This is a genomic window from Leptolyngbya sp. NIES-2104, from assembly GCF_001485215.1.
Lineage (GTDB): Bacteria > Cyanobacteriota > Cyanobacteriia > Leptolyngbyales > Leptolyngbyaceae > Leptolyngbya.
The window spans coordinates 936,897-950,353 of the sequence record NZ_BBWW01000001.1 but is presented as its reverse complement, the minus strand read 5'-3'; the positions used below and the strand labels follow the sequence as shown (position 1 = coordinate 950,353).

The window sequence follows — 13,457 nt, the reverse complement described above, 5'->3', positions numbered from 1 at the left end:
GCAGGAAACTAACATGACACCTACATTGATTGGACGGTGGCAAACTCGAACATTTTTGCTTGCCACGATCGGAGTCGCTGTAAGCTCTTTATTTTCAACCGGATTGATTGGTCATACACCGGGAACCGTTTACTTCTGGGTCTTGCTGTATGTTTGGGGGTTTGGGTTGTGCTGGGACATTCTCTATCATCAGCTTCAGCAGTTTATGTGGGATCATGATTGGCCCGGATTGTTTCAGTTCGGAGCCGCGATCGTGGAAGGATTGTTTCTCGCGGGTGCAATTCGCTGGATAGGACTACCGGGAACTCAACAAGCGGCAGCACATCTCGATTTGTTTGCGCTGCATTACAGTTTAGTTTGGCTTGCGGATTATCTAAGCTCTTGGGTGATTATGCGATTACTCTTTCCGCGTTGGCGGTTCCGAGGCGGCGAGTGGATCGGTCGCTGGTCGGTTTAGTTTGATAATAATAGCGAAATCTGCCCTCATCCCCAACCCTTCTCCCTAGGGAGAAGGGAGCAAGAATCTTAGTCCCTCTCCCTGGGGAGAGGGATTTAGGGTGAGGGCAGATTTCATGCCGTTCACGAATCATTGTTGCATCTGTTTCCTGCACTGAGAACTACATAAAAGTGCAATCTCCACAGAGGAAATTCGATCCAGAATGAGTCTGTGAGCTTGGGCGAGGGAACAATGAGCCAGCTTTTATCACCGCAGCAGTGCATTCAAACCACAATGGGTCTATCCTGCCAGATTGAAGAATTGCTGGGCAGCGGGACTCAGGGCGAAGTCTATCGAGCACGATTGAGCGATCGATCTGTTGCACTCAAATGGTTTCACTCCTACTACATTCATCAGGATTTCGGATTGTTAGAGCGTCTGAATGAGATTGTTCATTTAGAAGCTCCGAATGATCAGTTTCTTTGGCCCTTTGCGATCGTCACTTCTCCAGAGACTTCCGGTTTCGGCTATGTGATGCAGCTTCGAGAGGGAGGCTATCTTAGCACTGTTGACTTAGTAAAACGTAGAGTGAAGCTGAGCTTTCGAGTGCTATCCACGATCGGGCTAGAGTTGGCAGATAGCTTTCTCCAGCTTCACAGCCGAGGATTGTGCTACCGAGATATTTCACTTAACAATGTTTACTTTCATCCTCACTCTGGAAAAGTTTTGATCGGAGATAACGATAATGTGACGATCGATGGTTCTACGAGCGGTGGAGTGCTCGGCACACCCGACTTTATGGCTCCAGAGGTCGTTCGTCGAGAAGCATTACCGAGTCAGCAAACCGATCGCTATTCACTCGCAGTGTTATTGTTCTGCTTACTACACAATCACCATCCGCTTTACGGCAAAAAAGTATTAGATATTTCTTGCTTGGATTTACCCGCTCGGATGCGGATTTGTGGAACTGATCCAGTATTCATCTTTGATCCGAACAATTTATCGAATGCAGCACTTCCAGAGGCTCATTTGATCGAAGCGGGAGCCAACGCGATCGAGTTTTGGTCAATCTATCCGCAGTTCTTGAAAGCGCTGTTCGTTCAGTCTTTTACGATCGGGCTTCGCGATCCAAGAGAGGGCAGAGTGCGCGAAAGTTTATGGCGATCGACGATGGTAAAACTGCGGGATTCGATCTTTTACTGTCCGCACTGTGAAGCTGAGAACTTTTACGACATTGAAAGCTTTAGAAGCGCGGTAGCAAAACACTGCTGGCGATGTGAGCAACCGCTAGAAGTTCCAGCCAGAATGCGACTCGATTCTGGAGCAATGGTGATGTTGAACTTTGATACGCTGCTGTATCCGCATCATCTCGATCGCGATTGTCCTTACGATTTTTCTCAACCTGCGGCGCGAGTGATCCCCCGCTTCGATCAAAATCAACTGATTCTGCAAAATCTATCTGATGTTTCCTGGAAAGTATTCGGAACATCACAAGACATCCAACCGCTCCAAATGTTGCCGCTCGAATCTGGCTTAAAGATTCACTTCGGTAACACGATCGCAGAAATTCGACTGTAACAACAATGAGGCACTAAACCATGAACAGCACAGCAAGAGACATTCTAAGAGATTTGGTAAAAGAACTCGGTAGCAATATTGCAGATAACCCGCAACAGTGGCGAGGATATTTGAACGATCGACTAGCACACTATCAGTTAGAGCGAAAAGCATTAACCACTGCATTAAATGAACATGTTCCAGAGGAACTTATGTCCACGCAGCTATCGATTTCGCCTCAAGTTCAAGTCGAGCGCTTAACCTCGCGATTAGTCGAGCAACTGGGACTCCAGCCTGATATCGCACGCTGGGCAGTTGAATCTTGGGCACTCGCATTAGGAGTATTGAAAGAAGCGCGATCGCCGATGTCGCAAAAAACAAAAATCAACACGGTTACAGTCGTCGGCAAGAACATCACCAAGCGACGACTCGCAATGGGAGTCATTGCAGTGAGTACGATCGCTGGAATCGGTTTCTTGGCTCCGAAACTGCTACCCAAATCCGCGATCGCGGTCGGTGGTAACACAACAACTGTACAAAATTCAACCTCACTCTCTCGTGTCACAGTGGGCGTTTATGTTCCCGTTCTTTCAAATTCGTCTCAAGCGCCCGGAAATCCTCAACCGAATCAGCCTACATTTAATCCGAAAGAAGGCTATCAAAAATTTGTGGAGTATTTGAAAGGGGACTTAGCAAAGCGCTTTGGTCGGGACATTGATGTCAAAGTGGAGTTTATCGAAGCAACCGGACGCGAATCATTTGATCAAGTTCGATCGAAGCTCAAAAATCAAGAATGGGACATTGCTTTTACATTAAATCCGCTACTCTCCGCCGCAGCAATTCAGAATAACTATCTATTTGCAGCCAGAATGCAACCCTCGAATACTGAAAGTTTTCAAATCGGACTCGTGACGCGCAATGATAGCCCGATCAAGACACTGGATGATTTGAATCGGAACTCAGACTATACGATCGCGCTTGGCACTCCAGATAGTCCCTTCTTCTATCTTCCGGTGTACGGGTCTTATGGTCGTGCTTTGCGGGTTGAACCAAACAATACGACTCCCGTTGCTTCTGGAATCAATGTGCTAGAAGGTCGAGCGGATGTAGGAGTGCTACCTGTGCAGTGGATTACCGAGGAGCCTTCTAAAGACCTTCCAGAGCGGTTTAAAGCAGTCCGCCAACGGCTTCGGGGAGGATTGCGCTTGCTAAATGGAAGTCTTGCGATTCCGACCGCTGGTGTGTACGTTTCACCGAAAATTAGTGAAGTCGATCGAGAAACACTACAGAAAGCATTGCTAGAAGCGCCAGAAGAAATGCGTAGAGCGGCTCGATATCGTGAAGGAACATCAGGAGACTATCGTGAGCTAGTGAGAATTGCAGAACGGGTCGATCAATTTTTGACGTGTACTGATCCGACGCGCTGGAAATCAGGCGATCGTATTCTGTTTAGCTGCACGAATGCAATCACGGGTAAAGTCAACGGGTTCGGATTTTCAGATGAGAACACCGACTATCTGACGCTTCAGGTAGACAATGGCAAGATGCACAAAGTGATTGTTCCGAAGCAGATTCTGTCAGATGCTGGACTGTCTGACATTGCGAAAATTAAGCGACTGGCAGTGACAGGAGTGGCTCCAAATGATCAAGGAGAGATTCGCATCACGGCAGCGAGTCAGATTAAATCCTTGCCTGTGCAGTGATTAAAGCGAATTGTTCATTGGTATCAAACCTAGCACCTATGAAACCAGAAATTGCCCCCGGAACGATCATTCACAAACGCTATCGAATTCACTCTGTGCTTGGACAAGGTGGACTCGGACGCACGTATCTTGCCTTTGATATCGAACGCTTTGAAGAACGCTGGGTGCTCAAGGAATTTGCTCCAAACGGTATCAGTCTTCAAAGCTTACCCAAGGCGCGAGAACTGTTTTATCGAGAAGCAAAAATCTTGTATCAAATCAAGCATCCTCAAATTCCTGAGTTTTCTGCTTTTTTTGAAGAACAGGAACGATTGTTTTTAGTGCAGCAGTTCATAGAGGGTGAGACTTACGCAAAAATGCTCTATCAGCGGTTAGCTCACAATCAAGTGTTTTCAGAAGCAGAAGTAATTCAATTGCTCAAAGCTCTGCTTCCAGTATTGGGCACTGTTCATGCTCAAGGAATTTTGCATCGGGATGTGTCGATCGATAATATGATGCTGTCTCACGGGATGCCTGTATTGATTGATTTCGGAGTCGGTACACAAGCCGCACTCAATCAAGTTCCTACTTCGTTTGTAGGAAAACATGGCTACGCACCGTTTGAACAATTGAGTGAAGGACGTTGTTCGCCGAGTAGTGATCTCTATGCGTTGGCAGTCAGCGCGATCGTACTTCTGAGCGGACGACAACCGAGTCATTTACTTGCAGCGATGAATGGTCATGCCGCTTGGCGATCGAGCATTACGGTCAGTGATACTTTTGCTCAGATTCTTGCGCGAATGTTGGCGTTTTTGCCCGAAGAGCGTTATCAATCTGCGGATGCTGTCCTTGATGCGCTGCAATCGATCAAAGTTCCTTCGACGAATCTATCGACGCATTCTGAATTTCCGATCAATGCTGAGGTGTTTACATCGATGCCCGATCTTCCGGGTGGCGCAATGGCGACGCGACCGTTGCACTTTATTTGGATTTGTGATTGTTCTGAATCAATGGCGATCGATGGCAAAATTCAGGCTTTGAATACAGCGATCGAAGAAGTGATTCCACACATGAAAGCCGCTGCCGATGACAATCCTAATGCTCAAGTCCTATTACGGGCGATTCGGTTTTCATCGGGTGCAGAATGGATCATTCCAGAACCCACCCCGATCGAATCTTTTCGCTGGAATCCGCTTACAGCAAAAGGCGATACTGATTTAGCTGCCGCGCTTCATCAAGTTGCAGAGCAGTTAAAAGCGCCTCCGATGAATACTCGTGCACTGCCGCCTGTGTTGGTGCTGATTTCGGATGGACAGCCGACGGATGACTATATCGCGGGCTTGAATGCGTTGTTCGACCAGTTTTGGGGACGTAAAGCGATTCGAGTTGCGATCGCCATCGGTCGCGATGCAGATTACGAAGTTCTACAGCAGTTTATTGGACATTCCAATCTCAAACCACTGCGAGCAAACAATCCCGAAGCGTTAGTGCGACAGATTAAATGGGCTTCGACCGCCGTTCTCAAAGCCGCTTCTGCACCTGCAAGCTTTGCAAAAGATGGATCGCTCAATAGTCTTCCGATTCCGTTATCTAACCCTTCTCCGGTTCTCAGTGGTATGTATCACGATCGTTGGTAAATACAGTTATGAATGATTTATCTTGGCGCTGCGAAGGTCGATCGATCCAAGGCGCATCGCATCAGAGAACGGGATTGGTCAATCAAGATGCAATCCGCTGTGAAACACTGACGATCGATCAGCAGCAAGCTTTGATGATGGTGGTTTCGGATGGACACGGGGGACAGTCTTATTTTCGTAGTCACATTGGTTCAGCGATCGCGGTTAAGATTGCTGCAAAGATAGTAAAACAGTCTCGATTGTTGCAGCAGATCGACCTTTTACCGCAGCAGATTGTAGAACAGTGGCGCAGAAGTGTGATGAATCATGTTTCGCAACATCCTTTTACTGCGGCAGAGTGGGAACGGCTTGAGGTGCAGGAACTTTGGCAAGGTGAATCGCGATCGCAAATCGAACAAGATCCGACGATCGCTTATGGTGCAACTTTGCTTATGGTTGTTATTACAAAGAAGTTTGCTCTCTATTTGCAGATTGGCGATGGTGATATTCTCTGTGTTCACTCTGATGGAACAATTCAGCATCCGCTACCCCCTGATCCGCGATTGATGGCAAACCGAACCATTTCCCTCTGTACGCCGCAAGTCTGGAAAGAGGGACGATTCAAGCTTATAGAAACTGCTTTGCCAGCGATGATACTTGCTTCTACTGATGGTTATGCGAATTCTTATGCAACCGATGAGGACTTTCAGCAAATCGGTGCAGATTATCTTAGAAAGATTCGGAAAGAGGGCTTCGATCACGTCCTTGCAAATTTGCCGCTAATTCTACAAGAAACATCACGCCGAGGTAGCGGGGATGATGTCACGCTCGGAGTGATGTATTTGGAAAATTCTGCTTTATCTGAAACTGCGATCGCGCCCCGTTCAACTGCGATCAAGTCACCAATCAGCGTAAGTGCTCCGAAAAAGCGATCGTGGATTTGGATTACGCCCATCCCGGTTCTAATTGCTGCAATGGGCTACTTTGTCTTTTTGCAACAGCAATCGATGACGAAAACGGTTCCGCCTGCGATGGCTCCCGCTGCAATTCAAACACCTGTTCAGATGAAGCCATCTCCGTCACCGAAACCGTCTCTGAAAGCGAAGCCGAAAAAGACTCAGGAAAAAGCGATCGACGACTTCGCATTTCGATTCAGTGATACCGAATCCATCTGTTAATGCTATAAATTCTCGCCCCCTAAATCCCCCATTCTGGGGGACTTTGAAACCTGAAACCGTTCTGACTTCCAAGGAGATTTCACAGTCAAAGTCTCCCACTCGTGGGGGATTTAGGGGGCTACCCAGATCTGTGGCACCTAAAGATCAATTCGGTATGCCGGAGAAGTTCACCTATTTCAACAGCGTTTCCTTGATAAACATGATCGTGGAATAGAATTGAAAATCCACATTTTTCTTCTTAGAAAATCCGTGTCCTTCATCTTTCGCCATCAGATACCAAACAGGAACACCGTTGTTTCTGACCGTTTTCACAATCTGTTCTGCCTCGTTCAACGGAACTCGCGGATCATTTTTACCGTGAACGACAAAGAGCGGCTTTTTGATTTTCTGCGCGTTATTAAGTGGCGAAATTCTTAACAAAAACTCGCGCATTTTTGGATCGCGTTCGTCACCGTATTCGACTCGACGTAAATCGCGGCGATAACTTTCAGTTCGTTCTAGAAAGCTGACGAAATTCGAGATACCGACAATGTTGATCGCGGCACGAATACGATCGCTATAATTCGTCGCAACCGCAAGCGACATATAGCCACCGTAGCTACCACCCGTTACCAGAATTCGATCTTTATCTAAGTCCGGTTGAGTTGCGATCCAGTCGAGTAACGCGCCAATATCTTTGACTGAATCTTCGCGCAAAAAGCCATTATCAAGCTGCAAAAATGTTTTTCCATAGCCTGTTGAGCCGCGCACATTTGGAAATAGAATTGCAGCGCCCAATTCATTCAGATAATAGTTATTTCGCCCTAAAAAACTCGGTCGAAATTGCGCTTCAGGTCCACCGTGAATGTTAATAATAACCGGGCGTTTACCTTGGAATTTCGCAGGTGGGCGGTAGAGAAATCCTGAAATGGTTCGATCGTCAAAGCTCTTCCAGCGAACTAATTCAGGCTCAGAAAAGTTTGCGGTATTTAATCCGCCTGTTTCGCTTTCTGTCCAGCGATCGATTTTATTCGTAACGACATTCAACGAGTAAGCATCCGCTGTCGATCGCGCTGAAACCAAAGTGAATCCTAAATCTTGGTTGTTTCGATGCCAAGTAATGCCACTCACTTGCCCGATCGGTAATTTTGGTAAAGGCTTTTCTTGATTCGTTGCGGTATCAATCAAATGCAAGACACTGATTCCATCTTCATTTGAAACATACGCCAGCAGTTTTCCATCTTCGGAAAGATCGAATTCTTCGACATCCCAAGGAATTTGTGTGGTCAAATAAGTATGCTTCAGTGTTGCCAAATCAATGTAGGCTAACCGCTGAAATTCCGATTCTCGATCGCTCACGGCATAAAGCCCTTTGCCATCTTTACTAAACATACCTCCTTGATAGGAAACCTTTTCTTTTCCGCCTTTGGGTGTGATCAGTTTCTTCTCACCTGAATTCGTATCTAATGTCCAAAGATAGCTTTCATTAACCGATACGAATTCCATCATCAATAACTGTCGATCGTCAGGCGACCAACTCATACCACCCCAACCGCCCCCTTCAACTTGTGCAAGCAAGCGATCGCTTTTCGGATTCGCCGGATCGATACTGTAAAAATCGTTATCTTTCCCGGTACGGCGAGTCGAATTGTAAATCATGCGATCGCCTTTATTCGACCACACGCCACCGCTATTTCTCGACTTACCATCAGTTAAAAGCGTGACATCTCCCGATGCCAAATCATAGCGATAGAGTTGATTAAACTCATTGCCACCAATATCTTTACTAAAGACAAAATAATCGCCTTTTGTCGGTTGAAATCCAGCTCGAAAAACTGGCTCTGTAAAGAATGTCGTCTGCTGCCGACTACCGAGCGGAAAGGCGACCCGATGAATTTGAGGTACATCTCCAAATCGAGTCGTGATCAGGATTTCCCGACGTTGAGGATGCCAACTGAGCATTCCTGCCGATCGAAACTGTGTATAGCGATCGACCGTTTGCGCTAATGATGCTGGAATCGGCGGAATCCCTTCAACGACAAGGTTATCGCCAGGGGTAATGGTATCTGCTGCTTGTGCGACTGTCATAAATCCAGAAATAAGAAAAACCGCTAAAACTGCGGCGACAAAACGAGTGAGAAATTTCATTTTTTCAGTGTAATTCGATTCAGCAACCGCAAACTTTGATCCTCCGGATACCGGGTTGCTGGATCAACTTTTAACAGATTTTCCTGTTTTTGTTGCGATCGCTCGTTCAACCGTCGAATTTCTCGCTCGAATTGTTCACGCCCTTGATTGAAGAAATCTTGCGAATTCGGTGGCGTTAAATCTCGACTAATGCGTTGTCGATCGAGGCTCGATAAGTTTGGAATGGTTTGCGCGAACACTGGAGAACTGATAACCAAGCTAACGATCGGAATAATCAGGAACAGAGGTTTAGACATAATGACCTCAAAATCGTTACTTTCAATCTAGCGAATCTTCGAGGGACATAACAGTACGGGCGGCGGAGATTGAACGGTGATGGGCTTTCCCTGAGTGGGATGGTTTAGCCTCACTTCATAGCTATGAAGCAAATAACCACAATCACTTGGAATCGAATTTTGATCGATCGCAGTTCCACCCACGCCATAAAGCGGATCGCCTACAAGTGGATAGCCTGCTGATGCAAGATGAATTCGGATTTGATGCGGTCTGCCTGTTGGAATGGTAACTTCTAGTAAAGTTTCGTTTGAAATCCGACGCTCTAAGACTTTGCAATGACTAATCGCCGCTTTTCCGGTTTCTGTCGCTGCATAGAGATAGCCCAATTGAGGATAAGCAACTTTGCCGATCGCAGTATTAATCGTAAATCGATCGAGTTCTGGAATTCCCGCAGCAAGAGCACGATAGCTTTTTTGAAATTGTCGATCGCGTAAATCTTTCGAGAGTCTCGATCGTGCTTCCTCAGTTTTCGCCAAAACAATCACCCCAGACGTTCCCCGCCCTAATCGATGCACTGGAACTGGAGGCGTTTTATATTCTCGTCTGAGCCATCCCCACAAAGTATTTTCGAGAAAGCCTCCACCCGGTAGAACAGGTAATCCAGAAGGCTTGTGCAGAATTAATAGCTGATCATCTTCATACAAGGTTGCTATCTCAAAAGAAACCTCTGGCTCAATCCACGGCGATCGAGCATAACTTAGTACTTGTCCCGGTTGCAGTGGTGCATCAGGATCGGTATTTGGGATGTGATTGATTGAAATTGCGCCTGACAGAATGCGATCGAGCCATTCTTCTCTCGTTGAATGTTGATACCGCTGAGCATAGTACTCTAACAGCGTCATTGGCTGATCAACGCGATCTTGATAAATCCAGCCTTGATTGATCATTCTGGTTGTTCAACAAACACAGTCACAGAGGCAACCGCGACATACATATCGTCATTTTTATCGTTAAATTCTGCGATCGCTCTTCCTTGAACAATCATTCCACCCGATTCTACTTTCAATGTTTTCTGTCCGAATGGTAATACCTGTAGCACTTCGTCAGCTCGAACTTGCTCAGGATAAGGAACCGCGACTTGAACTTCGATGATCATTTCATTCGGATGCTCTAGCTTTGCGACTTCCCAAATTCCGGGTAAAGCATTATGAGCGATCGCATTTCTTACCGCTCTCGAAGCTGCGACCGTCGGATCTTGTCCATGCTGATCGACACCCATTCCCATCTCGATCACAAACCGCTTTAACGCCATCAGACTTCTCAAACACAGCTTTTTGATAGTACCAAGATTCGTTAGATTAAAGGCTGGAGTTACTCGATCGCTATGCAAAAACACATCATCCAAGTTCAGCTTGATTTCGATCGCTTAAACACTGTTCCCGCTGCATATTTCGAGGTCGGGGGAGGAACACCAATCATCATGCTGCATGGATTTATGGGAGAAGCCTCTTGCTGGTTGCCTTTGAGCGAGCAACTGAAGTCGAACTTTCGTTGTATTGGACTAGATTTGCTTGGATTTGGACAATCAGCCCGTCCGATGATTCGATACGACATTGCTAAAGAAGTTGCATTTTTGCGGCAGGTTGTAGAAACGCTGAAATTAGAATCGTTTTATCTGTTGGGGCATTCCTTCGGGGGCTGGGTGTCTGCGGCATATGCACTTCAATACCCGGTAAAAGGCTTGATTCTTGCGGCTCCCGCTGGAATTCGCGATGATAGCTTTGCAGGACGATACGATCACCTGCGTCCCATCCTGTGGGAAACTCCAGCGATCGATTGGGGCTTGGAATTAATTAAACCGATCGCAAATCTATTCGGACAAGAAAAAACGATCGGACAAATTGCCTGGATGCGACGGGAACTAACGACACAACCAGCGGCACGATCGTTTCTTGTCGATCGACTCCGCCCCGAAGACGCGATCGACACAGTAGAAAAAGAAATTCATCGTCTCACTGTTCCGACTTTAGTGATCACAGGCGATCGCGATGAAACCATTCCACTCTGGCACAGTGAAACCTACGCGAATGAAATTCCGAACGCCAAATTAGTCATCTTACCGAACGCAGATCACAGCCTACCTCAAAAATTTTCACTTCAACTTGCAACCCAGATCACACAGTGGTCTTTGACGCATTAAAGGCGTTCTCCAGAGCGCGATCGTGGGCAGACTGAGCACAGAAACACCGCACTTTTTCATTCAAAAAGGTGCGATCGTTTTTCACGGATTCCGCGTGAAATACTTCATTCACCCCCATCAGAAATTCACCGCCTTCCAGGTGTGTTTCTATTGCGTCATTTTTCCAAGGTAGCAGGCATGGCAAAGTCGATCGATCTGGAGACTTCTAATCCTTCCAATCCGGCAGTAAACCCCAATCCTGCATCCCCTGTAATCAAAGAATCCGAGTGGCTGCTTCAAACCGTTGTTGAAAATCTCAATGATGGAGTTGTCATCACTGATTTGCAGGATCAGGTGCGATACGTGAATTCACGACTAGCGAAATTAGTCGGCTGCTCGGTTGCCGATATGGTTGGGAAGTCCGCCCATCACTTTTTTCACGCGATCGAAGGCTGGTTCGATTTTCAAGGCTCATCTGAAGACACCCAACCCTTCTACGGCTGGAAAGAAGGTCAACTCCGCCGCAAAGATGGACGCAAATTCTGGGCGGAAGTGAATGCAACCCTGCTCTGCAATGCTGCTGGAGAACCGACCGGAACGCTGATCACGCTCAAAGATATTACCGAGCGCAAATGGCTCGAAGAATACCTCCGCTTACTAGAATCCGTGGTCGTAAATGCGAATGAAATTGTGATGATTTCGCAAACCGAAGAAGCGATCGACGATCCTTTGAGCCTAAGAATTATCTATGTGAACGATGCGTTTTCGCGCACCACTGGCTACTCATCCGGTGAAGCGATCGGTAAATCAGCGATCGTGCTGCTAGGAGAAAAGACTTCTAGTACGGAAATCGATCGCATTCGAGCTGCTTTAAGCACTCATGAACCCGTCCGCGCCGAAGTCATTCTCTATCGCAAAAACAGGACGCATTTCTGGGTCGATGTCAACATGGTTCCAATTCGCAACGAACAGGGACAAGTCACCCATTTTGTCTCTGTGATGCGAGAAGTCACCGAACGAAAAATCGTTGAAGAACAACTCCGGCGCAATGCGTTCCACGATTCGCTGACTGGATTGCCGAATCGATTGCTATTCATGGAGCGATTGAGCCAAACGGTCGAACGGGCAAATGAAAATCCAGCTTGCCGATTTGCATTGTTGTTTCTGGATCTCGATCGCTTCAAAGTGATCAATGACAGCTTGGGGCACATGATCGGGGATCAGCTATTAGTTGCGATCGCCCGTCGATTAGAATCTTGCCTCAGTAAAAACGATACGGTTGCAAGACTCGGTGGGGATGAATTTACCATTCTGCTTGAGAACATTCAAAGTGATAACGACGCGACGAAAGTTGCAGAACGAGTTCAGCAAGCCCTTTCAACCCCGTTTAACTTGAATGGTCATGAGGTATTTACCTCTGCCAGTATTGGCATCATGCTTTCTTCGACCGACTTCGATCGACCCGAAGATTTGCTCCGAGGAGCCGATATTGCGATGTATCGTGCTAAAGCTCAAGGGAAAGCGTGTCACGAGGTTTTTGATACCGATATGCACACGCATGTCGTCGCGTTGATGCAGCTCGAAAATGATTTGCGAAAAGCAGTTGAGCGGCAGGATTTTGAATTGTACTATCAGCCGATCGTGGCACTCGCAACCGGGCGAATTCTGGGGTTTGAGGCATTGGTGCGGTGGCAGCATCCAGAACAAGGAATCATTTCACCTGCAAAATTTGTGCCGATCGCTGAAGAAACCGGATTGATTATTCCGCTCGGACAGTGGGTACTCCGTGAAGCTTGTCGCCAACTCAAACACTGGCAAGAGGAATTCGCTTCTGAGCCGCCCTTAACGATTAGCGTCAACCTCTCCAGTCGGCAATTCTCACAGCCGAGTTTGATCAATCAAATCCGGCAAATTCTCGCGGATACTGGAGTCGATGCCCACTGTATCAAGCTCGAAATTACCGAAAGCGCGATCATGGAGAACACCGAATCCGCAATGGATATGTTGCTCCAACTCAAAGCGATGGGCATTCAGCTTTCAGTCGATGACTTTGGTACAGGTTATTCTTCATTAGGGTATCTGTATCGCTTCCCGATGGACGTGCTGAAAATCGATCGCTCTTTTGTCAGCCGCGTTGATGTCGATGGCGAGAAGTTGGAACTCGTTCGCACCATCATCACACTGGCATGGAATTTAGGCATGGATGTGGTCGCGGAAGGGGTGGAAACAACAAAGCAACTCGCACAGCTAAAAGCGCTGAAATGCGAATATGCTCAGGGCTATCTCTTCTCGAAACCGCTCACTCGAATCGATGCGGCAAAATTGATTCCGCAATCTCAACCGTTTTTACATTTGACTCGGATTTCGCCTTCTAATGGCAGATTAGCGGAAGATGTTTAACGAACT

At 47.0% G+C, this 13,457-nt stretch carries 11 protein-coding genes; 7 read left to right on the top strand and 4 right to left on the bottom strand.

What is annotated here, in order from left to right; translation table 11 throughout:
* Positions 1 to 13 precede the first annotated feature (13 nt).
* From NIES2104_RS04355 to NIES2104_RS04335, 5 genes are all read left to right on the top strand, one after another.
* Positions 14 to 457: a hypothetical protein gene (locus NIES2104_RS04355; RefSeq protein ID WP_058996091.1), complete on the top strand. Its 444-nt coding sequence runs from the start codon at positions 14 to 16 to the stop codon at positions 455 to 457.
* 231 nt (positions 458 to 688) lie between these two features.
* The gene (locus NIES2104_RS04350; RefSeq protein ID WP_058996090.1) at positions 689 to 2,014 is read left to right on the top strand and encodes a protein kinase; all 1,326 of its coding nucleotides are present in this window, start codon (positions 689 to 691) and stop codon (positions 2,012 to 2,014) included.
* A gap of 20 nt (positions 2,015 to 2,034) precedes the next feature.
* Complete coding sequence (locus NIES2104_RS04345) at positions 2,035 to 3,696, top strand: PhnD/SsuA/transferrin family substrate-binding protein (RefSeq protein ID WP_058996087.1); 1,662 nt, start codon at positions 2,035 to 2,037, stop codon at positions 3,694 to 3,696.
* A 38-nt stretch (positions 3,697 to 3,734) separates the two neighbouring features.
* Positions 3,735 to 5,312: a protein kinase gene (locus NIES2104_RS31240; RefSeq protein WP_082689927.1), complete on the top strand. Its 1,578-nt coding sequence runs from the start codon at positions 3,735 to 3,737 to the stop codon at positions 5,310 to 5,312.
* A gap of 8 nt (positions 5,313 to 5,320) precedes the next feature.
* A complete protein-coding gene (locus tag NIES2104_RS04335) occupies positions 5,321 to 6,469 on the top strand; it encodes a PP2C family serine/threonine-protein phosphatase (RefSeq protein ID WP_058996085.1) in 1,149 nt (382 codons plus the stop codon).
* A 171-nt stretch (positions 6,470 to 6,640) separates the two neighbouring features.
* Here NIES2104_RS04335 and NIES2104_RS04330 read toward each other — a convergent pair whose 3' ends face one another.
* Genes NIES2104_RS04330 through NIES2104_RS04315 form a run of 4 tightly spaced genes read right to left on the bottom strand, consistent with a single transcriptional unit; the run spans position 6,641 to position 10,268 of the window.
* The gene (locus NIES2104_RS04330; RefSeq protein WP_082689926.1) at positions 6,641 to 8,596 is read right to left on the bottom strand and encodes a S9 family peptidase; all 1,956 of its coding nucleotides are present in this window, start codon (positions 8,594 to 8,596) and stop codon (positions 6,641 to 6,643) included.
* Positions 8,593 to 8,892 (bottom strand): hypothetical protein, encoded by a 300-nt coding sequence (locus NIES2104_RS04325; RefSeq protein ID WP_058996083.1) that lies wholly within the window; start codon positions 8,890 to 8,892, stop codon positions 8,593 to 8,595. The genes NIES2104_RS04330 and NIES2104_RS04325 overlap by 4 nt, the downstream gene beginning before the upstream one ends.
* A 27-nt stretch (positions 8,893 to 8,919) precedes the next feature.
* Complete coding sequence (locus NIES2104_RS04320; RefSeq protein WP_058996081.1) at positions 8,920 to 9,819, bottom strand: RluA family pseudouridine synthase; 900 nt, start codon at positions 9,817 to 9,819, stop codon at positions 8,920 to 8,922.
* Positions 9,816 to 10,268 (bottom strand): Lin0512 family protein, encoded by a 453-nt coding sequence (locus NIES2104_RS04315; RefSeq protein WP_263970909.1) that lies wholly within the window; start codon positions 10,266 to 10,268, stop codon positions 9,816 to 9,818. The genes NIES2104_RS04320 and NIES2104_RS04315 overlap by 4 nt, the downstream gene beginning before the upstream one ends.
* Between NIES2104_RS04315 and NIES2104_RS04310 the strand changes: the two genes are divergently transcribed.
* Positions 10,257 to 11,072 (top strand): alpha/beta fold hydrolase, encoded by an 816-nt coding sequence (locus NIES2104_RS04310; RefSeq protein WP_058996079.1) that lies wholly within the window; start codon positions 10,257 to 10,259, stop codon positions 11,070 to 11,072. The genes NIES2104_RS04315 and NIES2104_RS04310 overlap by 12 nt on opposite strands.
* 177 nt (positions 11,073 to 11,249) lie before the next feature.
* Complete coding sequence (locus tag NIES2104_RS04305; RefSeq protein WP_058996077.1) at positions 11,250 to 13,451, top strand: EAL domain-containing protein; 2,202 nt, start codon at positions 11,250 to 11,252, stop codon at positions 13,449 to 13,451.
* Positions 13,452 to 13,457: the final 6 nt, after the last annotated feature.